Genomic DNA, 21,762 nt, shown 5'->3' with positions numbered 1-21,762 from the left:
CCGGGCACCTCATTTTCAGCTCTCGGGCTGGGGGGTGGCCGCGAGCTGCTTGAGGTAGCGCTCGGCAGCGCGGAGCTTTCGGCCCTCCGGGCCCGGGAGGTAGGCGCGGAGTTCGATGATCTCCGGTGCGACGCGAATCGCCTCGACCCGGTCCGGGATCGCGCGCCAGCAGGCCTCGGCGTTGGTCGCGGCCTGCTGGGTCTCCGGGTGGTCGGGGCCCTGCGAGCGGAGCAGGGTGAGCGCGACCTCACGGTAGATCTCGGCCGCGAGCGGCAGCAGGCCGGCGAGCCGGGAGACGTGGGCGCGGACCTGACGTACCTGCAGGACCGCCGGGGCCACCGGGCCGTGTGCGGCCACCGCCTGCCGCTCGAGCTCGAGGGCGAGTTCGGCGGCGGTGGCGTGCTCGCCCGCGTCGGCGCTGCGGACGATCCGGCCGATCGCCTCCCGGTAGTCGGCTGCGGGCGTCTCGGGTGCTGCGGCCGCCTTCGCGAGCCTCACCGGGGCGGTCACCGGGGGGCTCGCCGGGGCCGGGTCCTGGACGGGCTCCGGTCTCGGCTCCGGCTCGGGCTGCGGCTGCGGCTGCGGCTTCGTGAGGGTCACCGGGCCGGCGATCGGCTCCGCGAGCATGGGCGCCGGCTCCGGCAGGTCGCTCACCTTCAGCAGCGACACCGGCCGTGGCGGGCGCGGCGGCGTCGGGGGCACGCCCGCCTTGAGCAGCGTCACCCCACGGCGGGGTGGCGCAACCGGGGCCGGGGTTGGGGCCGGGGCCGGGGCCTTGGCGAGGATCACCGGGTTCGCCGAGGCCGGGCGCGGCTGTGCCGCCCGTCCCTGCGGCTTCGGCAGAACGGCGGAGGGCCGCGGGCCCTCGTACGGACGGTTCTCCGCCGGGCCCTCGCCCAGTCGGCGGGCGGTGTTGCGGAAGATCGGCCGGTCGGCGGGGTGCGAGGACAGGATGATCACGTCGGGGCGCAGCACCGAGTGCACCTGCTGCCGCAGCTGTTCGGGTGCGAGGACGGCCTCCGCTCCCGGGCGGCCGCCGTGCAGGGCCTCGATCAGGGCGCGCGTGAAGGTGCCGATCTGCTCCGGGTCCGGGCTGACCACCGCCCACAGCGGGAGGCCGTCCGCGAGCGGGGTGATGGCGCTCTGCAGCTGCGGCCAGGCGGCCTGGTCCGCACTGAGGTCGGCGATCACCAGGGTGTCCCACTCCGCCGGGCGGTGCCGCAGCTCCGCGGCGATGGCCTGCCAGGGGAGGCCGTCCTGACGTACCGTACCGGCCTTGGAGTCACGCAGCGTCAGGTACAGGTGCCCACCGCGCCGGTCGGCGACCAGGTGCCCGCCAAGGTGGACGAGCAGCGGCCCGGGGTGCCTGGCGGCCGCCCGCAGATGGGCCAGGACGCTCTGCGGATCGGCGGCGCCGGGCAGGTGGACGGCGTCCACCGAGTCCACGGCGAGCAGGATCTGCGGCGAGACCGCGGCGAGCATCGCCGACAGTACGGGCGCCTGGGCCGATCCGTTGCGCCCCCAGTGGCGTCGGCCTGATGCGCCGTAACCGCCCTCGACCACGAGGATCCGGCCGCGTGGGCCGGCACCGACGCCCAGCGGCGCCGGGGTCGCTGCCGGAACCGGAGCCGGGGCCGGAGCCTGGGGCGCAGCCGGGGCCGGATTGGCGGCGGGCGCCACGGCGGCCTGCTGCGGTCTGATCACCGGAATGGTCGCGGTCCAGCCGGTCGACGGCACCGTCTCCTCGAAGTCGGTGATCGGCGGCAGCACGGCGGTGCGCTCGCTCGGCGGCACCGCATCGCTCAACGTGACAGTGACGTCGAACGGGGGCAGCTCGGTCGTCTCCTCGGTGACGGAGGGCCACCCGTCACTCCCGGAGGTCGATGTCACGTCAGCCACCGCCGGTCACCGCCCCGCCCCGCCGCCTGAGCGACGCCTGTCCAGTGGTGCCCGCCACCACGCCCGATCTCGCCACCATACGGTGTGATCCCTCGGCCGATCCAGGCCGGGGGCACGATCATGCCGGCCACCGACCTGCGAAGCCCCGGGCGGCGGGCGGAGCGATTGACGGCCGCTCAGCCGATGGCGTGCGAACGGGCCCGGGGCGGTGCGGTGACCGCCGGTCAGTATGTGACGGTGATCCGGCGCGCCGGGCCGTCGACGCGGATCCGGCCGCCGTACGGGATCACCAGCTGCGGGTCGGTGTGGCCCAGGTCGACGTCGAAGACCGCGACGGTCGCGGGGGCGTACTCGCCGAGCGCCCGCAGGACGGCGGCCCGCTGGTCTGCGCGGTGGCGACTGCGCTCCTCCGGGCCGAGGGGCCGCTCGAACGACCAGGCCCTGGCCCGCCCCATCAGGAGCGCCGGGAACTGCTGCAGCAGGCCGCGCTCCCCCATGCCCCGCAGGATCCGGTAGACGTCCCCCGCCGACGGGAGTTCCTCGGAGGTCTCCAGAAAGAGCACCCCGCCCGCGTACTCCTGCGCGGGCCGGATCTCCCGGTCGGCCATCAGCATCCCGGCCAGAACCTCCACGCAGCCGCCCCAGCTCGGGCCCTCGACGACGCGGTCCGGGTTGTGCCAGGTCCAGCCCTCGGCCGGCTCCATCACGGGTTCCGAGTCGAAGGTGCGCGGGTCCTCCCAGCGCCGCTCCACGTCGTTGGTGTCCGGCGAGGGCGTCAGCTCGTACTCACCGGAGGTGAACAGCGCTGCTCGGACGGAGTCGGCCGTCAGCGGGTGCATGGCGCCGGCCCGGCCGAACTGGATCATCACGCTTGCGCCGTGGTAGCCGACGATGCCGAGGTTGCGCAGGAACACCAGCAGGTTGGTGTTGTCGCTGAAGCCGAAGAAGGGCTTGGGGTTCGCCCGGATCAACTCCTTGTCCAGGTAGGGCAGGACGGTGATCTGGTCATCGCCGCCGATGCTGGCGATCACCGCCTTGATCTCAGGGTCGGCGAAGGCCGCGTGGATGTCCGCCGCCCTCGCCTGCGGGCTCGCACCGAGCTGACGGGTGGTCGGGTACTCCACCGGCTTCAGCCCGAACTCCTCCACCAGCCTGCGCAGTCCGAGTTCATGCGGGAGCGGCAACACGGCGGGCAGACCGGAAGCAGGCGAGAGGATGGCAACCCGGTCACCCGGGCGGGGCTTGGCGGGGTAACTGAGCTCTGTCATGTCCGGATCGTAGACTCGGCCGGGCCCTGAGCTGGAGTGATTTTCGGCTGGGATCAGTCACGGCGGCGAGCCGTACAGACCACGTACCCCTTCGGATCGCGCCAGGGGCCGGAGTTCCGCGCGAACCAGGCACGGACCGCCTGCTCGATACCTGCGGCCACCGCCTCCTGCTCGGGTGAGTCGTCACCCACGCCGTAGAAGTTCATCAACGCCTGCCCGAACGCGACGACCGGTTCCGGCGTATCGAAGACGAGGCTGTTGTCGTGCGCGACCACGTCCACAGGACCGAATACCTCGGCCATCTGCGCGGGCAGGGAGGCGGAGTTCACCTCCGCATTGGGAGAGACCGACGGTGTCGCGCCGTGACGGGCCGCCTGCTCCCGCACCACGGACGCGATCCGCGGAGTCACGTCGGCATGGTTCACGACGGCGACGAACCGTCCCCCGGCACGGAGCACGCGGCTGGTTTCGCGCAGCGCTGCCGGCACGTCGGAGACGTGGTACAGCATGTGCCGCGCGGTCACGGCATCGAACTCGGCATTCGGGAAAGGTAGTTGCACCGCATCCCCGACCACGGCCCGGACTCCCCGGATCTCCGCGCAGGCCAGGGAAGCTGCAGGTGAGGAGTCGAGACCACTCAGCGGACCGCTGTGGCCCGAGTCACGCAGCCGTGCGAGGAACGATCCCGTGCCGCACCCGACGTCCAGCAGTGACTCCCGGGGCTGAAGCCACAGTTGGGCCATCACGGCGGCCTCGACGTCGTCGACGTGCTCGCTGTACCGCCGGTGGGTCTTGATGCGGGTCTGCAGCGGGCCCAGCCTCAGGTACTCACCGGAGTGGACGGGCACGGTCAGTTCCCGTTCCACTCGGTGGCGAGCAGGCCGAGGACGACCTCGTCGGCGAAGGCGCCGGTGACCCAGGCCGCGCGGCGGAGGGTGCCCTCGTGGGTGAAGCCGGCACGGGTGGCGGCTCGGATCATGGCGGTGTTGTCGGCGAGCGTCTCCAGTTGGAGCCGGTTCAGGCCGCGGACCGTGAAGCCGTAGTGACAGAGGACGCGGACGACATCGGCGCCCAACCCTCGGCCTCGAAAGGCCGGGCGCAGCGACATGCCCAGGTGGGCCGTCCTGTTGTGCACGTCGATGCCCCACAGCAGGGCCTCGCCCGCCAGTTCGCCGTCGGCGAGATCCACGACCGAGAAGAAGGCCGCGTCGTCGGCGGGATCGCGGATCCCGTACGGCGCTGCGGCGGAGCCGGGCGAGACGGGCCGCCACGGGCGGGAGTCGGCCCGCGACCGGGTGGCGACGTCGTCGTAGAGCTCGGCGTGCAGGATCGGACCGTCCACCTCGTGCCGGGCCCGGAGCCCGATCTTCTCGCCACGCAGCATGTAACGCGTTCTATCCGACACGCCACCTCACGGGCAAGCGGATTACGAGCGGGTGCTAGGCGCCGACGCGCAGAAGGAGCTTGCCGGTGCTGGTGCGGCTGCCGATCAGGCGGTGTGCCTCTGCTGCGTCTGCGAGGGGGAACTCTGCCGTGACGGGGAGTTCGGCCGTACCGTCGGCGACCTTGCGGAAAGCGCGCTCGGCGAGCTCGCGCAGTGAGCCGGGCGCCGTCTGGGCCAGGGAGAGGATGGAGAACCCGGAGACCGAGCGGCCCGTCGGGTACAGCTCGGGCTGACCCACCTGCCAGGGCTCCGCAGAGCTCGCGTTGCCGAAGGAGACGAGGCGGCCGAAGACGGCGAGCGCGTCCAGGCTGCGGCGGAGCGTGTCGCCGCCGACCGGATCCAGGGCGAGGTCGACGCCTCGTCCGCCGGTGGCACGCTGCACGTCGTCGACGAAGCCCGGGCCGACGAAGACCTCGTCGTAGCCGTACTTGAGTGCGTGTTCGGCCTTCGCAGCCTCGGACACGACGCCGTACACGGCGCCCGCACCCGCCGCCTTCGCCAACTGGCCTGCGACCGTGCCGACAGCGCCCGCCGCGCCCTGCACGAGCACGGTCTCGCCCGCCCGCAGACGGCCCACCTCGTGCAGCAGGGCGTGCGCGGTCGGCAGCACCGTCGGCAGCGTGGCTCCGGTGCGCAGGCTCACGGCCTCCGGGAGTGCGAAGACGGTCGCCGCGGCGGTGACGACGACCTCCGCGTACCCGCCGCCTCCCGTGAGCGCGGCGACCTCCTGCCCCGGCCGGATCCCCTCGACACCCGCGCCGACCGCGCGAACACGTCCGGAGACCTCCAGGCCCGGACGGAAGGGCAGCGACGGGACCCGGTAGCCCTCGGCGCGCGCCTTGAGGTCGGCGAAGTTCACGCCGGCGTACGCGACGTCGATGCTCACCTCGCCGGGGCCCGGTTCGGGGGCCTCGGCCTGCACCACCTTGAGGACCTCCGGACCGCCGTACTCCTGGAACTCGATCGCACGCATGGCAGCAGGCACCCTTCGACAAGTGTTCAAAGAAAAGCGAACACTCGGAGCGTATGATTCAGATCGAACACTCGGCAAGGGGATCGAGACGTGGGAGACATGGCAGACCGCAGCAGCCACCGCGCCGCGCCGGTGCACACCCACCCCGCGGACGTCCCCCTACTCACCGCGCTCGCCGCCCTCGCCGACCCCGTACGGCTGCAGCTCGTCCGCGAGTTGGCGGGAGCCGCCGAGTGGTCGCGCGGCTGCGGCAGCTTCGACGTACCCGTCGGCAAGGCAGCCCTCAGCCACCACTTCGCGGTGCTGCGCGCCGCAGGCCTGGTCGAGCAACGTGATCAGGGCCCCAAGCGCCTCAACCGGCTCAGGCGCGAGGAGTTCGACGCCTGCTTCCCGGGCCTGCTCGACCTGGTCCTGCGCGAGGAGCACTAGCAGCCCGGCACATGGCCTGCCGGACCGCGGACTGCGGTGGCGCCCCATTCTCCGGACTCAACGTGTCCGGGTCGACGGCTGACCAGCCGTGTACCTGACTGAGCACGTTCGGGTGTATGCCGACGCGCGGACATTGCGGTCGGCCGCAGGGTGCGGATGATTGACCTCATGGCGGTTCAGGTCAACGTCGAGCGCGGCTGCGTCACCGGCCCGGCCGAGTTGCCGACCGCCTGCCTGTCACAGTCACCGAATGCCCCGACAGGCCCGAGGTGAGCAGGAGGAGCTCGACATGCCCGTAGCCAGCGCCAGGACGGACGTATTGATCGTCGGTGGCGGGCCGGTCGGGCTCACCGCCCGGGCGCTACTGGAACGCTGGGGCGTGAGGGTATTGCTGGTCGAGAAACACGGCGAGCTGTCACCGTTTCCACGGTCCCGGCTGGTCAACGTGCGCTCGATGGAGATCTATCGTCAGCTCGGGCTTGCTGCCGAGATCACGGCCGGCGCGTTCGCACCGGAGTACGGCCGCATCCGCTTCCGCGACACCCTGTACGACCGCGACTTCGCCACAGCGGCGATGGTCGGGGTCAACGCGCCGGTACCCGAGAGTCCCGTGATCGGCGCGGTCACCTCGCAGGATCGGCTGGAACCCATCCTGCTCGCCGGAGCAGACACACAAGTGCGGTTCGGGGTTGAGCTCATCGACCTGGCCGAAGAAACCGACAGCGTCGTGGCCTTGCTCGTCGACCACCAACGCGGTGACGAGATCCGCGTCCATGCCCGTTATGTACTCGCTGCCGACGGCGCGAACTCCACCGTCCGGCAACTGCTGGGGGTCGACTCCACCGGCCCCGGGGTGATGGGGGGCTTCACCACTGTCGTGTTCGACGCCGACCTCAACCGCTGGTGCGCCCAACAGCCTGCCGGGGTCTACCTCACCGCGCACGGATCATTCGCCCCGCTCTACCCCGAAGGAGGCTGGGCCTGGTTCGGTCCCACACCCGAAGACGCTGCGCGGGCCGACTGGCCCGGCCTCGTCTCGCGCGCCCTCGGTCCCAGCGCCGACGTGCAGGCCGACGTGTTGCGGGTTCAGCACTGGGCCATGAACGCGTTCGTCGCCGAACGCTTCCTCCACGGCCGGATCGTGCTGGCCGGCGATGCCGCGCACGCGGTCCCCATCATCGGGGGCCTGGGCATGAACGCCGGCGTCGCCGATGTGCACAACCTGTGCTGGAAACTGGCGGGCGTTCTCCAAGGGTGGGCCGAACCAAGCCTGTTGGAAACCTACGAGACGGAACGGCGACCCGTCGCCCACCAGACACTCCGCCAAGCGGTGGCCAACACCCAGCTCATGCTCCAAGTCCAGAACCGGCGCCGAGACCAGCTCCAAACCGGCGAGAAAACGGCGGCCCAGATCGAACTGCCGTGGTCGGAACGGTATTTCGCCCAGCTCGGTCTCGTGCTCGGCGTCACCTACGACTCTGACGCCGTCCTTACCGACAACGGCACCCCACCCGAACTGGGCGAAAGGGGCACGGACTACGTCCCCACCCCCGAGCCAGGCCATCGCATGCCACATCTCTGGCTCGGGTACAACCGCTCCACGCTCGACGCCTTCGGTGAATGGTTCACCCTGCTCACCCCGGACCCCACCCGCTGGGAGCAACACACCGCAGCACCATGGCCACTGCGCATCGAGACTCTTCCCAACGAGCACACCGACCTCTGCGGCCTCCGCCCGCACGGTGCGCTGCTCATCCGACCTGACGGCCACATCGGCGCCCGCTGGCGCGACCGCCCACCGAGCGACGCCACCCTCCACCGCGCCCTCACCGCAATCACCGGGTCGGCAACCCCCTGACAGCCCAGCACCCGATGACGCTGACCATTGCCGATTTGGTGACACCGTCGTTCTGCCGCGTTCTGCTACTGAACGTAACCAGTGCTCATGATCCACCGACATTGCTCACCGAATCGCGGTTCCTACGACAGTCGTTCCTGCTCAGGCTCCGGAGAGGAGGTCGCGGAGGAGGGCGACGGTGTCGGGGTCGAGGTCGCGGCCGGTTCGGCGGCTGAGGGCGTCCAGGCGGTTGACGGCGCGGACGAGTTGGTCGCGGGCTCCGGCGGAGGCGTAGGCGTAGAACAGGTCGCGGTGGAGGAGTTCGACGTCCGGGGCGACGGCGAGGCCGCGGAAGATGGCGGCCTCGGCGCTGCGGTGGTCGCCGTACTGGAGGCGGCGGGCGGCGAGTTCGTGGGCGGTGTCGACGATGGCGGCTAGCATGTCCTGGCGTTCGGGCTCGGCCCAGCCGTACGCGGCTGCCGGGGCCTCGGCGAACGGCGCGCCGCGGACCAGGGCGAGAGCGTGGGCGAGGGCGGCGTCGGCAGTGCTGCTGGTGCTGCGCATGCCGCGCCGGTAGAGGCTGCGGAACTCGTCCCAGTCGCAGGTGACGGTGGGGGCGAAGGAGTAGCCGTCCGCGGCATCGGTGTGCAGGAAGGCGCGGCCGTCGGCGGAGTTGCCGAACCAGGTGGCCAGTTCGGCGAGTTTGGCCGGCAGCGGTGGCACGGGGTGGTCGGTGGTCGGGTACGGCTCGAGGTGGGCGGCCCCGGGGTGAAGGGCGTGGTCGAGGGCGGAGTGTTCGACGCCGGGCCGCAGGGCCAGGAAGGCCGCGAGCTCGGTGAGCCGGGGCAGGGCCTCCGGGTCTGCGGCGCCTGCGGCGCCCAGGACGTCGACCGGGCCGAGCAGGCGGATCCGGGGCGCGGTTCGGGCGGCGTGGGCCTCCGGTGAGCGCAGGATGGCGAGCAGGTCGTCGCTGTCGCTGCGGGGCGAGGCGGTGGTGCCGGAGGCCGCGCGGGTGTGGGCAGCGGCGTCGGGTGCGGGCGCCGGGTCGTGGGTCGGGACCGGCTCAGGGGCAGGGGCCGGCGCGGGGGGAGGAGTGGGGGCAGCGGGAGCGACCGGCTGGACGCCCGGCGGCGGCGGCACGGGTGAAGGGGCCTCGGGAACGCTCCCGGGGTCCGGGACTCCGGCGTGCAGGCCGAGGCCGTTGGCACTGTGGCGGGCAGGCCGAGGCGCCGGGGTCGCCGCCGGGCTGATGCCCGCGAAGGGGCTGGCGCCGGTGCCGATCACGCGGGCGATCAGCTGCGGGCCGGCCGAGTCCGAGGCCTTCTCGAAGGAGACCGCAGGCGCCCCGACAGCGGCCAGGACCGGTGCGAGGGAGGGGAGTTCGGTGGGATCGAGGTCGGTCCCGGGGCCGTCCAGGGTCCAGTCCGGCGCGGGGTACTGAGTGCTGTCGACGGAGGTGCGCAGCAGCTCGCCGACGTGGCCGTACTGCTCCTCCGAGAGTCGCTGGAGCTGGACGTTGAGGTGCAGGCCGGGGATGGTGGCGGTGCCGGTGCTGGGGAGGGTCCACCGGGCCACCGGGCCGCTGCCGCGCTCGGGCGCCCGGGTGATCACGGCCAGGCAGGTGCGCGGGGTGCCGTCGAGCAGCCGTCCGAGCTCGGCGGGCAGGTTGCCGCTCGGCGGTTCGGCCGACAGGACGATCTCCGGCACCCAGGACTCGTCAGCGTGCCCACGGCTGCGGGCGTCCCGGGGGCTGTTCGCCTCGGCCGCCACCAGGGTGGCCCTGGCCTTGGCGGTGCGCGGGCCGAGGGCGGCCAGGGCGGCGCCCAGCGACTCGTGCCGGTGCACACGGTCGACGGCCGGTCCGGCGATGGGCAGATCCCCGGCGAGCCCGACCAGATGAAGGTTGAGGCGGTCCGCGAGCGGGCTGTGCGCCAACTCGACGGCCAGCGTGCGCAGGACGTCATGCGCGTCGTCCGGGTGCCCGGAGAGGTGCATCAGCCGTACGGTCTCGAGGTCGGCGAGCACCACCGAGCCGTCGGGCGCACTGCCCAAGGTGACCAGTGCCGGGTACGGGGCCGAACTCTTGGCCGCCTGGGAGACGGAGAGCAGTTCGGACGAGTCCTCCGGGCACCACCACACGTTGGGCGCGTGCGCGGCGCGGAACGGCGCGATCGGGGCGGCGGGCGCGGACAGGTGGAGTTCGACGGTACGGCCGGGGGTGACCCGGACCGCGACCAGGGCGGGCAGCCGCTTGCCGGTACGGATGGTGTTGCGCGCCAGCGTACGCAGGGAACGGTCCAGGAGGTCAAGCCCCGCAGTGTTCTGACGGACCTTCAGTTCGGCCTCGAAGGCGGCGGCGGGCGGCGCGGGGAGCGCGATGCGGTGCCGGGGGCGGCGGGCACGCTGCTGGTCCCCCCGGCGGTGGGCCACCGTGCCGATCATCATGGCCGCCAGCAGCACGCCGACCGTGGAGGCGGCGAGGGCGACGGTGTAGTCGTCGCTCGGCGCGGTCGCCTTGGCGGGAGTCGAGGCCTTGACGGGGGTCTGCTTCGGAGCGGGGGCGGTGGGCGCCTTGGTGGAGGGCGCCTTGGTGGTGGGCGGCGCAACGGGGCCCTGGCTCGGGGCTGGCGTGGAAGGAGCGGGTGTGGAAGGAGCCGGCGTCGTAGGGGCAGGGGCCGTAGGGGCGGGGGTCGTCGGAGCAGGGGTCACGGGAGCGGGAGCCGGGGCGGGAGCCGGGGCGGGAGCGGCCGGCGCGCCGGGGACGGCCAGGACCATCCCCGGGATCACCACGTCGGGGTCCGTCAGCCGCTCGCCGTCCGGCGCCTGGACGCCCTTGTTGGCCTCGAACAGCTCCGGCCAGTCCTCCGCGCTCCCCAACTCCCGCTGCGCGATGGCGGACAAGGTGTCCCCCGAGCGTACGGTGACCGTCGCGTGCCGACCGGTCGAAGGGCTCTCGGCCGCAGGCCGCTCGGCGGGCGTGGCGGCCTGCGGCTGGGCCTGGGCCTCGTCCGGCTTGGCGTCGGACGGCATCAGCAGCTTCCAGCCCGGCTGGATGGGCCGGTCGGCGTCGAAGCGCAGGCCAGAATCCTCCATCACCCGGCCGTCGTTGAGCTTGGCGATCTCCACCCACCGCTCCCCCGCACCGAGTTGGCGATCGGCGATGGACCAGAGGCTGTCGGCCGGCCGTGAGTCGCGCACGGTGTAGCTCGGGCGCTGGTCGGCGGCCGGCGCCAGGGCGGGGGCGGCCTGGGCGGCGGGCAGCGCGGCGTACTGCGGGCTCGCGGTCAACTGGGCCGGTGCCACAGCGGCCTGGGCCTTCTCCGGTACGGCTGCGAAGGCAGAACCCGCTACCGGCAGCAGGGCGATGACCGACCCGACCAGCCCGGCGGCGAGCCGTTGGCTCCAGCCGAAGGCGGGGATGCGGCGCGCGATGCGGCCCCGCAGCTGGGCGGGGATCTCCAGCAGTACGGAGAGCGCGAAGCAGCCCCAGGCCACCCAGCCGACCGCGACCAACGCCCAGAGGAACAGCCGCCCGTCGTCCGGGCTGGTGAGCAGCTCGACCAGGCCGCCACTGGTGGTGTCGTCCATCCCGGCGACGGCGGCGGTCCCGTAGAGCAACAGGGCCGGGAGGCCGACCAGCAGTCCGGCCAGCGCGATCAGGGCGGCCAGCGCGGTGGCGAGCGAACCGGCGGTGTGCCGGCGGCGCTGCGGCCTCATGGGGACGGGTCGGCGACCGGCCGGGGCGGGCGAGCCCGTCCGGCGGGTGCGGGCATGGTCCTTGGCTCGTGGCGCGGCCATCAGCCGTTCTCCGCTTCCGTGACTCCGTGCACCAGGGTGGCCGTGCCTTGCCCGTGCACCTCGAGGGTGGTGAGGTTGACCACGCTCAGCAGCGCGGTGTCGTAGGTGGTCCTGATGTCCACGACGACGGTGTGGTCGTCCTTGAAGGAGACCTCGCCGTGCAGCTTGTACCGGTCCAGGTAGGCGTTGGCGGCCTGCGAGGCGAGCACCGGATCCGGCCGGACGACGTACCCGTCGCCGCGCAGCACCGCCGCCTCGTCGAGTTGCTGGCCGACCACCCTGGCGGCTTCCTGGGCGCGGGCGTCGGTGTTCTCGATGGCCCGCAGGCGGCCGCCGCAGTCGAGCACGATCCCGACGACGATGACCAGGCCCGCGGCGGAGACCGCGACGAAGGTCGAGACGGCACCGGCGTCCGGCGCCGCCCGCATGACGCCTCGGCGTAGCTGTAGCATCAGTTCCCCTCCCCCACCAGGTGGTTCACCCGGTCCCCCGGTAGCGGTCGACCACCGAGGTGAACGTGCTGGTCATGGTCTTCGTGCCCGGCGTCCCGGCCACCAGCAGGTAGTCCAGCGACACCGTGCAGCTCACCTTGACCGTGACCGTCCGGAGTGGCCCGGTCGGTGTCTCCAGCGTGCCGAACTCCACCGGCGAAGCCGCGGCGTCCGCGCACCGTACGCCCCGGTCCTTGAACACCTCCTGCACCGCCTCGGCGGCCGCCTGCTGAGCACCGTCCGCGCTGCGCGCCAACGAGGCGGCGCGGGCGCCGGAACGCGCTGCCGCATCAACTACCCCGCCGGTGGTCTGGATACGCCCCGCCACCACAGCGATCAGTACGAAGGTCAGCAGGACCGGGGCCAGGATGGCCGCCTCGATCGCGACGCTTCCGGAGTCCGGCCCCCGCTTCACGGCTTGCCTCCCTGCGGGACGAACTTCTCGCGGGGGGCGCTGACGTGCTGGGTCACCGTCAGGTTCTCCAGGCCCGGCACCACACTCTGCGGCCTGACGGTGATCGTCATACGGAAGGTGGTGTCGTCCGTGTCCCCCGAATTCACCTCGACCGGCTCGGCGAGGCTGCCGAGCCGGCGCAGGAAGTCGGTCGCCCGCCGGTCCCCCGCCTCCCGTGTCCCGCCCTGGATCCGCCCCGCGTCGGCGCCCTCGCGGGCCGCGGTGAGGGCCGCCTGGTTGGCGTACCACCACAGGGAGGCCTGCACCACGAGCATCACCATGAACAGCACGACCGGGAAGATGATGGCCAGGCTGAGGGTCATCGAGCCCCGGTCACGGCACCGGCGCAGGACGGAGCCGGGTGGCACGGAGTCGCGTGGGGCGCTGAGGGGGCGAGGGAGTCGGATCACTGGGCGGCGGTCGGGACGTCCGGGATCTTCTGCTCGACATTGCTGGCCAAGGTCGAGAGCAGCGCGAGGATCGTGCCCGCGATTCCGACCAACACGATGATGGCCAGGGCGAGTTCGATGCTGATGGCGCCCCGGTCGCCGGACGCGCGGGCGGCTCGGACCCGGCCCATCCGGTGGTGGAGGGCGAGCACGCCGAGCTGGACCGGCAGCAGCAGGGGCAGGAGCAAGGCCGCGAACAGGTTCCGCGATCGGGTCATGGTGTGGTCTCCAGACGAAGGTGGCGGGGGCTAGGTGGCATGCAACATCTGGTACAGCGCGGGGAAGACGATCAGCACCGTCATCAGGAGGGTGAGCGCCGATCCGGGCGCGACCATCCGCTCGCTGTCGGTGTTGGCCCGGGCGAGCTCCTCCGCGAGGAGCTCGCCGCGCAGGCTCTTGGCCCTCGCCCGCAGGGTGTCGTACACGGCCGCGCCGTCGGTGCCGGAGATCCGCATGATGTCGGCGACGTCCTGAAGGGCCGTCAGGCCGAGCTCGGCGGAGAGCGCGTCGAGACCGTCCCAGGGTGGCAGGCGGTCGGTCGCGGCCCGCTCCAGGGCGTCGCGGATCCGCCGGAAGACGGTGCCCCGGCCGACGGCCGCCGCGCGGCGCAGTGCCTCGGCGGGGCCGCAGTCGGCGGCCCGTTCCAGGGCGACCAGTTCGAGGTACGCGGCCACGCCGTGCAGGTACTCCGTCCTGGCCTCCTTGGCCTCGCCGCTGACGATCGCGTCGGGGACCAGCCAGCCGAGCGCAGCCAGGGCCGGCCCCGCCAGCAGCGGTACGGCCACCGGCAGGTCGAAGCCGCCGAGCACGGCCATCGCCGAGAGGTAGCCCGGCAGCAGCAGGCCGACCAGTGCGAAGAGCAGTTTGTGCGCCATGAAGCGGGCCGGGGTGCGGCCGATCAACGCCAGCTGCTGGTGCGGGATCCGGGCGCCGGGCAGGCTCAGCGAGCCTGCGCCGAGCCGGTCGTACCAGGGCAGCCGGGACTCGCCGTCCTCGGGCCGGTCCGCCGGGTTGCGGTGCAGGCGGTCGAGCGCCTGGCCCAGGTCGGGTGGGGAGGGCCGGAGTTCGGCGGCGAGCATGGCCAGGCCGCCGGCCGCGACGGCACCGGCCAGCACGGCCCACGGGGAGATCATCGAGGCTCCTTGACCAACGGGTCGCCCACCGGGGGCTCGCCCTTCACCGACGGGTCGGCCTCGGCCGGCCGCGCGTTCGGCAGCGGCCCGGCCTTGCTCCGGCGGTCGGGCTCCAGGAGGCGCGGCAGCGGCGTGTGGCTCGCCAGCGAGCGCATCCAGGCGATCACCAGGACGAAGGCCGCGGCCAGCACGCCGAGCACCACCTGGCCCACGAAGGTGCCGTACGGCGCGGTGTAGCGCGAGTTGAACGAACCCGCCACGATCACGAACAGGATGATGCCGACCAGCCAGCGGATGGTCGTCCGGTGCTTCGCCCGGTCGGCCTCGATGGCGCGGCGCTGGCGGACCTCCTCGCGCACCGACTCGGCGAGGTCCGCGAGTGCCCTGGCCAGACCGGGGCCGCTGTCACCGGCCCGCAGCAGCAGGGCGGCCAGTACCTTGTCGGCGGTCGCGTCGGCGAGCCCGTCGGCGAAGGCGCGGAGCGCGTCCTCGGGCCGCCAGCGTGACTGCAACCTGGCTGCGAGCTCGGCGACTTCGCTCTCCAGAGCGGGCGGCGCGGTGCGCCTGCTGGTCAGGATCGCCTGGTTGAGACCGACGCCGAGCAGCAGGACGTCGGCGAGCCGCTGCGTCCACTCGGCGAGCGCCTCCAGCCGCTCGATCCGGCGGGTGTCGGAGCGGGTGCTGTCGAAGAGCCAGGGCAGGCCGAACACGGCGAGCGGGACGAGGGCGGCGACCAGCGGCACCCCGGTGAACAGCCAGCCGAGCGGGGCACCGATGAGCGCCAACGCGGTCTGGACCCGCCGTAGTCGGGCGATCTGCGGGGACGCGGTGCCGGGCGCGCCGTACCAGAAGGTGTGGGCGCGGCCTGCCAGCGGGTTGCGCTCGGTCTCGGCCGGGCGGCCTCCGATCAGCCCGACCACCAGCGCGACGGCGCCGCCCGCCACCAGCAGGCCGCACAGGACGAAGAGGAGCATCAGCGGCCACCGCCGATCCGCAGCGCCAGCGGCGCGCCCCAACTCCCGTACGGGGACTGGAGCAGCCCGGCATCGAAGCCGGCCCGGCGCAGGTCGTCGAGGCAGTGCGGCGGGGTGTGCGGGACGGCCCGGGGCTCGCCCTGATCGGGCCGCGGGCCGAAGACGGTGTTCATGGCGGGCCGGCCGCTCTCGCCGAGGCCGGTGACCTCCAGGACGTGGGAGACGAAGCGGTGACGGCGGCCGCCGACCTGTGTCTCGTCGACCATGGCGACGTGCACGATGAGGTCGACGGCGTTGGCGGTGAGCCGGTACGCGAGGCTGTCGGTCATATGGGCGCCGTACTCGAGGCAGAGTTCGGCGATGCGGTCGACCACCATGTGCGGCGCCCGGGCGTGCAGGGTGCACATCGAGCCGCCCTCGCCGTTGGTCATCACCCGCAGCATCGGGACGACCTCGCTGGAGCGGACCTCGCCGACGATGATCCGGGAGAGGGTCATCCGCAGCGCGGCCGGGATGAGCTCGCCGATCGTCAACTCGCCTGCCACCCTGCCGTCGACGCGCTCGCCGTTGCCCTCGCGGGCCTCCATCGGGACGACCTGCTTCAGATGGCCGAGGGTGTGCAGCCAGAGCTCGAACTCGGACTCCAGGGTGCCGATCCGCTCGTTCGGCGGGATCTCGGCGGCCATCGCGCGCAGCAGGCTGGTCTTGCCGACGCCCTGGGTCCCGGTGATCATCACGTTCTTCCTGGCCCGGATCGCCGAGGCCAGGAAGGCGGCCAGGGTCGAGTCCACCGTGCCGAGCGCGACCAGGTCCGAGAGCGTCGCCGAAGCGACCCGGTGGCGGCGGATCGCCACGTACGGGCGGGGGGTGACCTCGGTGAGCGCCTGAAGGCGCATGCCACCCTCCAGGCGCAGCGCGAGCGTCGGGCTGGCGGTGGAGAGGCTGCGCTCGCCGCCGCCGTGCTGGCGGGCCAGGTCCTGCAGCAGCTCGACGAGTTCCTCGTCGCTGTCGGCCACCGGCGGTACCTGGCGCAGCGGTTGGTTGACGCGGGAGATCCAGACGTCGTCACAGCCGTTGATCAGGATGTTCTCGGTCTCCGGGTCGTCCAGGTAGGGCTGCAGGCGGCCGGCCCGGAACAGCAGGTCGTAGACGGCCTCGGCGAGCGCGCGGTCCTGCTCGCGGGTGGGCGGGATGCCGTGGGTCTGGGCGTACGCGTCGGACCAGCGGGCCACGGCCTCCTCGATCAGCGCGCGGCCGCGCTGGCGGCGGGTCGCGCGGTCGGCCTCCAGGCCGGAGCCGTCGGCCAACCGGGAGAGCTGCTGGTGGAGTTCGGCCGCCACCTGGCGCTTGAGCTCCCGGGCGACCTGCTGGTCGATGACCGGCTTGAGGGCGACCGGCTGCAGTGCGGGCACCGCGTGGACCGGCCCGGGGGTGAACTGGCCGTTCGCCATCGGTGGAGGGACGGGCTGAGCGGTGGGCCAGGGCAGTGCCGCCGGGTCGGCCATCGGGCCCGGGCCCTGGTGCAGGGGGCTACCGCGCACGGAGCACCTCCCCGTAGGCGACCTGCTGCTGCGGCGGGGCCGGGAACGGCGCGGGCGCGGGCGGCTGGGGGACGTACGGCTGCGGCACGGGTCCCGGCTGCGGCTGGGGCGGCGCGTACGGCTGCGTCGAGGGGTCCTGCGGGTAGTGGGGGTGCTGGGGGTGCTGGGGGTACTGCGGGTAGGCCAGCGGGTGCGACTGCGGGGTCACCGGGCCGAGTTGCTGCACAGGTATCGGGGCCGGCGGCGGGACGGCCGGGGCCAGGCGCTGGCGGCGGCGCCGGATCAGCAGCTGGATCTGGTCCGCCGCCGTCCGTGTGGTGCGCATCAGCTCCGAGCGGATGAACCGGCGGTCCGTGGTGTCCCCACCGTCCGAGAGCACCCGCGCCGTGCGCGGTGCGTACGGGAGCAGGCCGAGCGGCGGGACCCCGAACTGCTGGGACACCTCCGTCGCCGGGTACGGTCCCTCGGCGATCAGCAGCAGCCCCAGCGCGTCCGAGCCGGTGCCCGCCGTGTCCAGGTCCTCGCGCAGCGCGGCCAGCCGGGGCCGGGCGGCGCTCAGTCCGCGCAGGGTGCTGCGCAGCGCGACCGCGACCACGTCGGCCCGCCGGGCCAGCACGGCGCCGGCGCCGGTGGCTCCGGAGCGGCCGAGGTCGAGGATCACGTCGTAGCCCTGCGGTTCGAGGGCGTGCAGGGTCTCCATCAGCGGCTCCCAGGTGTACGCGAGCCCGGGCGCCTGGGTCGGGTCGGTCAGGCCGGGCAGCAGCAGCCGCTCGCCGTCGCCGGCCGGGGAGAGGTCGATCAGCTGCTCCCAGAGGGTCTGGGCGAGCAGCCCCCGTCGGTCGGCGACGGCCAGGTTGCGCAGCCCGTACACCGCCTCGACGCGGCCTTCGAGCGCGCCGGCCAGGACGGCCCCGCCGTCCGGGTCGCACTCGACCAGCAGGATCTTGCGGCCCGGCTGCAGCGGCCAGGCCAGCAGCAGGGCGAGGGCCGTGGTGGTGGCGCCGGGGGCGCCGGGGCCGCCGACGACGGCGATGACCGCCATCAGGCGCCACCCCCGGCCGAGGCGCTCGGCGAGGCGGCCGCCTCGGGGCGCGGCGCCAGGATGACCTGGAACTTCCCGGTGGCGACCCAGGCGGCCAGCCGTGGACCGTCGGCGGCCGGGACGGCGACGTCGACCACCTGGCTGCCGTCGGTGTCGACCTTGCCCACCGTGACGACGGTGGCGGCCAGCGTCTCGGGCGTACGGACGGTGCCGGCGGCCTGGCCGGACGGTGCCTCGGGCGTGGAGACCACCAGCACCCGCAGCCCCTGCTGCAGCCGGGCGGCGGGGAGTTGGGAGCGCTTGGCGGCGACGCCGACGACCTGCTGGCCGGGCTGGAGGGCCGGGTCGGCGGTCACGTCGGCCTTGAGCAGCAGTGCCCCGCGGCGCAGGTCGGTGGTGGCGCGCAGGCCGATGGTGCGGGCCCGGTCCTTGGCGTCCAGCGGGCGCAGCGCCGGGTCCCCCGCGATCCGCGCCACGACCAGGTCGTCGGCGGTCAGCGTCTGCCCCATCGGTACGTCACGGGCCAGGGCCAGCACGGCGATCCGCTGCCCGGTGCTGTTGTAGAGCACGGCGCCGCCGAGCCCGCCGGCCGCGATCAGCGCCACCGCCATCGCCAGTACGGCGGGCCTTCGACGGCGGGCGCGCAGCGTCCGCGGCGGCGTGCGCGGCGCCACTCGGGCCTGCTCGGGGACGAGGGTGGCGGTGCCGGGGCTCGGCGACGGGAAGGTTCGGTTCTCCACCGGGCTTCGGCCTTTCGTTCTGCTCGGTCTGCGGTTGCGGGGGGGCTGACGGTCAGTTGAGGACCTGGACCTCGCCGACCCTCAGCGGCAGCGTGTCACTGGCCACCTGGTAGTCGAAGCCGAGCACCTGGGCACCGGTGTCGCTCCGTACGGCCGTGACCCGCCAGGTGAGCGTCGCCGTCAGGAAGAACTGGCCGTCCTTCTGCTGGGCCGAGCTGGTGTCGTAGACGTAGCCGCAGTCCGGCGAGCGGCTGCTGCCCGCCTCGGGCCGGTACGCGGTCCCGGGGGTCGTGCAGTCCACGCCGGCGCCCACGCCGGTGTCCCAGTGCACGTTCACCAGCGTCGCGGTGGCCGTGACACTGAGCGTCCGCCCCGGTGCGGTGGCGCTCAGCGGGCCGACCGTGGCAGGCGTGCGGTCGTACCAGAGCCAGACCGGGAGGCCGACCACGGCGGTGCCGGTCGGCGCGGTGCGCAGCTGCGGCGCGGCAAGCTGGATCTTCCGGATGGCTCGCCAGCCGAGGTCGACCGGCCGGTCCGGCGGGGGCGCGCCGCCGGGCGGCTGGGCGAAGAACATCGGCGGCTTCGGGGTCAACTGACCGCCGACACCACGGCAGTTGACCTCGTACACGGCGCCGGACGACGGGTCGTGACCGTCCCAGGCGGGGTCGTCGGCCGGGGGCTGCGGCTCGGAGCGGTGGTAGTAGCAGCCGTCCGAGGCGTTGAACCAGCCGAGGCTGTCGTCCCAGCAGGGCCACTGCTGGCCGTTCCAGCTGCACATCTGGACGCCACCGTCATCACCGCCGGATCCCCCGGGGTTGGTGCTCCCGGGGCTGGGGGTGCCACCGGGCTCGGTGACAATGACGCAAATGTAGAGGTTCTTGCACGGCGTGACTCCGCCGCCCGGCCCACCGCTCGGGTCGGCAACCGCCGACGGATTCAGGGCAACTGTCAGACCGAGGAGCATGACTGCGGCAATCAGCAAGCGCCAGACGGACTTCAGCATGTCTGCCCCACCTCACGAGTGACTTCCACAATGATCCAGCCGACACCGGCTTTTCGGAGTCTGGTCGTCGACAGATAGCGAGACAGCCGCTGCGGCGGATCCTTGACAACCTGCGTGACAGCATCGGCCTGATGCCATTCGGACACGTCCAGGCAGTCCTCGATCTCTGCCGTCTGCGGATTTGCTTTCAGATCAAGTTTCTTCACCACAGCAGAAGTTCGCGGCGTTCCGACCATCACCAGTTTGGCCTCGTGCAGCTGATGAAGGCTCGCCAGGGAGTCACTGAGCGCCTGACCGCTGGAGTACGCACTCAGCTGACTTCCATCGGAGTCCGCGTCGGCGAAGGCCTTGATCTTCGCATCCCACCAGCTCTGATACGCCCTCAGTGCCACCCGGCCGACGGCCCCTTCCGGGCCCTCCGTCGGGGCGATCGCACCCGTACCCGAACCACCCGAAGGAGTTACCGGAGCCACACTGGCAACACCAGGCTCAGGCGTCGCAAGACGATCGGTGGAACCGGCCGAACCACCGCCGCTGCACGCGGTCATCAGCACCAGCAGAACCAACCCACCAGCCCCAACCGCCCCAGGGCGCAACACAATTCCGCGCTGCCGCATCGCCCCACCTCGTCGCGACCGACCCCGTCCGTGGCCGTGGTCGCAGAAGAAATCCGCCGTCCCGCAGTGCTGCTCCGGGGCATCGATTCTTCGCCAACCCGCCCCATCCCGGCAACACCTCGGGCCCCCTGACCTTACGCGGAAGGTGGATCCGTTGGGGCACTTTCGCGCCACAGAACAGCCAACAGTTCTTCAGAAAGCGACAATCCGGCCAATGCACCCCGCACCGAGGCCCGATTCCGCATCAGCAACCGTCCGTTCTCCCCCGGGACGAGCAGCCGGGCCCCGCCCGCACCCGAGGCGAGCTCACCCCACGTCAGCTCCGCCTCCACGGCCGGCTGCAGCTCCAGCGGTCCGACGGCGGCGGGCGCCCCCGGCACCCCGTGCTCCAGCACCCGCCCCAGCGCCCAGCTGAACGAGCCCTCACCGCCCGGCAGGACGGCGTCCCGCCCCCGTCTGCCGCTCGCGTACCGGCCCACCCGGCCCCACAGCGGCACCCGCGAGTGCGCCAGCAGCTCCCCCACCCCGTCCTCACCACCCCGCTCCAGGGCCGCCCACCCGTCCCGGTCGGCCACTGCGTCCACCACCAGAAGCGTCTCCTCCTGGTCCCCGTGCACCATCGTGCTGACCACCCAGTCCCAGGCCAGCCCGCGCCGGTACGCGTTGTCGGGGGTGCTCCCGCCCGTCACGAGCGCCAGCCGGCGGCCGCGAGGGTCGACCGCGAGCTGGCCGAGCAGGCAGACCACCAGCCAGCGGGCCGGCCGCTGGGCCGCTGCGCGCAGCGCGGTGAGCATGGCGTTGGCGTCCGCGTCCGGCGGCACGAGGGTGACCCGGCAGCCCTGGGTGCCCGCGTCGAAGCACCGGCCCGGCAGCGTCTCGGCGAGCAACCGTGCGCCGTCCGCCGCCCGGGCGGACCCGGCGTGGCTGCGCTCGGGCCCGCCGTCCGCACCGATCACCACCAGCTCGATGCCGCCGCTCATCCGCACCGCCCCCTCCCTAGCCGTCACAGGGTCGGTGTGCCCCGTACGCCGGACAAGCTACCGCTGCCGTGCGGCGCCGCGGATCCGCCCAGCTCAGGGACCATGGGCCCTGTTGACGTCCGGCCCGGCGCGGCAGCATCGGAGGCATGGACCGTGACGAGCGCATGGACCCTGAGGACCGGGTGGAGACCCTGAGCGAGGCCCAGTGCCTGAGCCTGCTCGGCTCCGTGCCCGTCGGCCGCGTGGTGTACGTCGAGCACGCCCTGCCGGCCGTGCTGCCGGTGGCCTTCGAGGTCGCGTCCGACGGACGGCTGGTGCTGGCCCTGCGCGCAAGGAGCGACGGGAGCGGCGTGACCCGGGCCCTGGACGGCACGGTGGCCGCCTTCCAGGCGGACGAGCTCGACCCGGCCACCCGGACCGGCTGGAGCGTCCTGGTGCACGGCCGGGCCGAGGTGGTCCGCGACCCCGACCTGCACGAGCGGCTGCTGCGCACCGGGCCGCGCCCGTGGGTGTCCGACCGGGAACAGCTCTTCGTGCTGATCACCCCTGAGCTCGTCACCGGCCGACGGCTGCTGCCCACCCGCCTGCCCAACGCCAGGACGGCCCAGGCACCCTGACCGGGCACCCCGCTGACATGTGACCGCCCGGTAGGCATACTCTCCCGGAGTCCAGTCAGGAGCACCCCCACAG

21 protein-coding genes are annotated in these 21,762 nt (G+C 73.1%); 3 read left to right on the top strand and 18 right to left on the bottom strand.

The window, feature by feature from the left end; genetic code table 11:
• Positions 1-15: 15 nt before the first annotated feature.
• The 5 genes from FB465_RS29010 to FB465_RS28990 form a co-directional block, all read right to left on the bottom strand.
• Positions 16-1,890 carry a hypothetical protein gene (locus tag FB465_RS29010; protein WP_145795251.1) on the bottom strand — a complete coding sequence of 625 codons (1,875 nt, stop codon included), beginning with the start codon at positions 1,888-1,890 and terminating at the stop codon, positions 16-18.
• A 233-nt stretch (positions 1,891-2,123) separates the two neighbouring features.
• Entirely contained in the window at positions 2,124-3,167 is a 1,044-nt protein-coding gene (locus tag FB465_RS29005; protein ID WP_145795249.1) for a S66 family peptidase, read from the bottom strand.
• 53 nt (positions 3,168-3,220) lie between these two features.
• Positions 3,221-4,015: a class I SAM-dependent methyltransferase gene (locus tag FB465_RS29000; RefSeq protein ID WP_170290711.1), complete on the bottom strand. Its 795-nt coding sequence runs from the start codon at positions 4,013-4,015 to the stop codon at positions 3,221-3,223.
• Positions 4,016-4,017: 2 nt separating this feature from the next.
• The gene (locus FB465_RS28995; RefSeq protein WP_145795246.1) at positions 4,018-4,551 is read right to left on the bottom strand and encodes a GNAT family N-acetyltransferase; all 534 of its coding nucleotides are present in this window, start codon (positions 4,549-4,551) and stop codon (positions 4,018-4,020) included.
• A 55-nt stretch (positions 4,552-4,606) separates the two neighbouring features.
• Positions 4,607-5,584, bottom strand: coding sequence for a quinone oxidoreductase family protein (locus FB465_RS28990; protein WP_145795244.1), 978 nt, complete (start codon positions 5,582-5,584; stop codon positions 4,607-4,609).
• Between the two features lie 99 nt (positions 5,585-5,683).
• On the opposite strand from FB465_RS28990, the gene FB465_RS28985 reads away from it, so the two are divergent.
• Complete coding sequence (locus FB465_RS28985) at positions 5,684-6,013, top strand: ArsR/SmtB family transcription factor (RefSeq protein WP_145797662.1); 330 nt, start codon at positions 5,684-5,686, stop codon at positions 6,011-6,013.
• 289 nt (positions 6,014-6,302) lie between these two features.
• The gene (locus FB465_RS28980; RefSeq protein WP_145795242.1) at positions 6,303-7,871 is read left to right on the top strand and encodes an FAD-dependent monooxygenase; all 1,569 of its coding nucleotides are present in this window, start codon (positions 6,303-6,305) and stop codon (positions 7,869-7,871) included.
• A 141-nt stretch (positions 7,872-8,012) separates the two neighbouring features.
• On the opposite strand, the gene FB465_RS28975 is transcribed toward FB465_RS28980, so the two are convergent.
• From FB465_RS28975 to FB465_RS36025, 13 genes are all read right to left on the bottom strand, one after another.
• Positions 8,013-11,648 (bottom strand): LysM peptidoglycan-binding domain-containing protein, encoded by a 3,636-nt coding sequence (locus FB465_RS28975; RefSeq protein WP_145795240.1) that lies wholly within the window; start codon positions 11,646-11,648, stop codon positions 8,013-8,015.
• Positions 11,648-12,100 carry a hypothetical protein gene (locus FB465_RS28970; RefSeq protein WP_145795239.1) on the bottom strand — a complete coding sequence of 151 codons (453 nt, stop codon included), beginning with the start codon at positions 12,098-12,100 and terminating at the stop codon, positions 11,648-11,650. Before FB465_RS28970 ends, FB465_RS28975 begins: the two co-directional genes overlap by 1 nt.
• A 25-nt stretch (positions 12,101-12,125) precedes the next feature.
• Entirely contained in the window at positions 12,126-12,554 is a 429-nt protein-coding gene (locus FB465_RS28965) for a TadE family protein (RefSeq protein ID WP_145795237.1), read from the bottom strand.
• Positions 12,551-12,916 carry a TadE/TadG family type IV pilus assembly protein gene (locus tag FB465_RS28960; RefSeq protein WP_145795235.1) on the bottom strand — a complete coding sequence of 122 codons (366 nt, stop codon included), beginning with the start codon at positions 12,914-12,916 and terminating at the stop codon, positions 12,551-12,553. Before FB465_RS28960 ends, FB465_RS28965 begins: the two co-directional genes overlap by 4 nt.
• Before the next feature lie 83 nt (positions 12,917-12,999).
• On the bottom strand, positions 13,000-13,260 hold the full coding sequence (locus tag FB465_RS28955) for a hypothetical protein (protein WP_145795233.1): 261 nt from the start codon (positions 13,258-13,260) through the stop codon (positions 13,000-13,002).
• A gap of 30 nt (positions 13,261-13,290) precedes the next feature.
• Positions 13,291-14,175: a hypothetical protein gene (locus FB465_RS28950; protein WP_145795232.1), complete on the bottom strand. Its 885-nt coding sequence runs from the start codon at positions 14,173-14,175 to the stop codon at positions 13,291-13,293.
• Positions 14,172-15,149: a type II secretion system F family protein gene (locus tag FB465_RS28945; RefSeq protein ID WP_145795230.1), complete on the bottom strand. Its 978-nt coding sequence runs from the start codon at positions 15,147-15,149 to the stop codon at positions 14,172-14,174. Before FB465_RS28945 ends, FB465_RS28950 begins: the two co-directional genes overlap by 4 nt.
• Entirely contained in the window at positions 15,149-16,690 is a 1,542-nt protein-coding gene (locus FB465_RS28940) for a TadA family conjugal transfer-associated ATPase (protein WP_246192894.1), read from the bottom strand. Before FB465_RS28940 ends, FB465_RS28945 begins: the two co-directional genes overlap by 1 nt.
• Entirely contained in the window at positions 16,680-17,732 is a 1,053-nt protein-coding gene (locus FB465_RS37595; RefSeq protein ID WP_211785881.1) for a CpaE-like family protein, read from the bottom strand. Before FB465_RS37595 ends, FB465_RS28940 begins: the two co-directional genes overlap by 11 nt.
• Entirely contained in the window at positions 17,732-18,472 is a 741-nt protein-coding gene (locus FB465_RS28930; RefSeq protein ID WP_246192892.1) for an SAF domain-containing protein, read from the bottom strand. The genes FB465_RS37595 and FB465_RS28930 overlap by 1 nt, the downstream gene beginning before the upstream one ends.
• A gap of 52 nt (positions 18,473-18,524) precedes the next feature.
• Positions 18,525-19,475: a hypothetical protein gene (locus FB465_RS28925; RefSeq protein WP_145795228.1), complete on the bottom strand. Its 951-nt coding sequence runs from the start codon at positions 19,473-19,475 to the stop codon at positions 18,525-18,527.
• Positions 19,469-20,092: a hypothetical protein gene (locus tag FB465_RS28920; RefSeq protein WP_145795226.1), complete on the bottom strand. Its 624-nt coding sequence runs from the start codon at positions 20,090-20,092 to the stop codon at positions 19,469-19,471. The genes FB465_RS28925 and FB465_RS28920 overlap by 7 nt, the downstream gene beginning before the upstream one ends.
• Positions 20,093-20,226: 134 nt before the next feature.
• Positions 20,227-21,072: a hypothetical protein gene (locus FB465_RS36025; protein ID WP_170290710.1), complete on the bottom strand. Its 846-nt coding sequence runs from the start codon at positions 21,070-21,072 to the stop codon at positions 20,227-20,229.
• Between the two features lie 146 nt (positions 21,073-21,218).
• Between FB465_RS36025 and FB465_RS28910 the strand changes: the two genes are divergently transcribed.
• Positions 21,219-21,689, top strand: a complete 471-nt coding sequence (locus FB465_RS28910; RefSeq protein WP_246192891.1) for a pyridoxamine 5'-phosphate oxidase family protein — start codon at positions 21,219-21,221, stop codon at positions 21,687-21,689.
• Positions 21,690-21,762 lie beyond the last annotated feature (73 nt).

Origin of the sequence: Kitasatospora atroaurantiaca (assembly GCF_007828955.1) — a bacterium.
GTDB lineage: Bacteria > Actinomycetota > Actinomycetes > Streptomycetales > Streptomycetaceae > Kitasatospora > Kitasatospora atroaurantiaca.
Note: the sequence above shows the minus strand (reverse complement) of the source record. Positions and strands in the feature narration are given on the sequence as shown.

What these genes read in the sequence shown, in the direction of transcription:
- FB465_RS29005 (WP_145795249.1), bottom strand. Translation starts at nt 3,167, where the DNA reads ATGACAGAGCTCAGTTACCCCGCCAAGCCCCGCCCGGGTGACCGGGTT.
- FB465_RS28995 (WP_145795246.1), bottom strand. Translation starts at nt 4,551, where the DNA reads ATGCTGCGTGGCGAGAAGATCGGGCTCCGGGCCCGGCACGAGGTGGAC.
- FB465_RS28990 (WP_145795244.1), bottom strand. Translation starts at nt 5,584, where the DNA reads ATGCGTGCGATCGAGTTCCAGGAGTACGGCGGTCCGGAGGTCCTCAAG.
- FB465_RS28985 (WP_145797662.1), top strand. Translation starts at nt 5,684, where the DNA reads ATGGCAGACCGCAGCAGCCACCGCGCCGCGCCGGTGCACACCCACCCC.
- FB465_RS28980 (WP_145795242.1), top strand. Translation starts at nt 6,303, where the DNA reads ATGCCCGTAGCCAGCGCCAGGACGGACGTATTGATCGTCGGTGGCGGG.
- FB465_RS28975 (WP_145795240.1), bottom strand. Translation starts at nt 11,648, where the DNA reads ATGGCCGCGCCACGAGCCAAGGACCATGCCCGCACCCGCCGGACGGGC.
- FB465_RS28970 (WP_145795239.1), bottom strand. Translation starts at nt 12,100, where the DNA reads ATGCTACAGCTACGCCGAGGCGTCATGCGGGCGGCGCCGGACGCCGGT.
- FB465_RS28960 (WP_145795235.1), bottom strand. Translation starts at nt 12,916, where the DNA reads ATGACCCTCAGCCTGGCCATCATCTTCCCGGTCGTGCTGTTCATGGTG.
- FB465_RS28955 (WP_145795233.1), bottom strand. Translation starts at nt 13,260, where the DNA reads ATGACCCGATCGCGGAACCTGTTCGCGGCCTTGCTCCTGCCCCTGCTG.
- FB465_RS28950 (WP_145795232.1), bottom strand. Translation starts at nt 14,175, where the DNA reads ATGATCTCCCCGTGGGCCGTGCTGGCCGGTGCCGTCGCGGCCGGCGGC.
- FB465_RS28945 (WP_145795230.1), bottom strand. Translation starts at nt 15,149, where the DNA reads ATGCTCCTCTTCGTCCTGTGCGGCCTGCTGGTGGCGGGCGGCGCCGTC.
- FB465_RS37595 (WP_211785881.1), bottom strand. Translation starts at nt 17,732, where the DNA reads ATGGCGGTCATCGCCGTCGTCGGCGGCCCCGGCGCCCCCGGCGCCACC.
- FB465_RS28925 (WP_145795228.1), bottom strand. Translation starts at nt 19,475, where the DNA reads ATGCTGAAGTCCGTCTGGCGCTTGCTGATTGCCGCAGTCATGCTCCTC.
- FB465_RS28920 (WP_145795226.1), bottom strand. Translation starts at nt 20,092, where the DNA reads ATGCGGCAGCGCGGAATTGTGTTGCGCCCTGGGGCGGTTGGGGCTGGT.
- FB465_RS36025 (WP_170290710.1), bottom strand. Translation starts at nt 21,072, where the DNA reads ATGAGCGGCGGCATCGAGCTGGTGGTGATCGGTGCGGACGGCGGGCCC.
- FB465_RS28910 (WP_246192891.1), top strand. Translation starts at nt 21,219, where the DNA reads ATGGACCGTGACGAGCGCATGGACCCTGAGGACCGGGTGGAGACCCTG.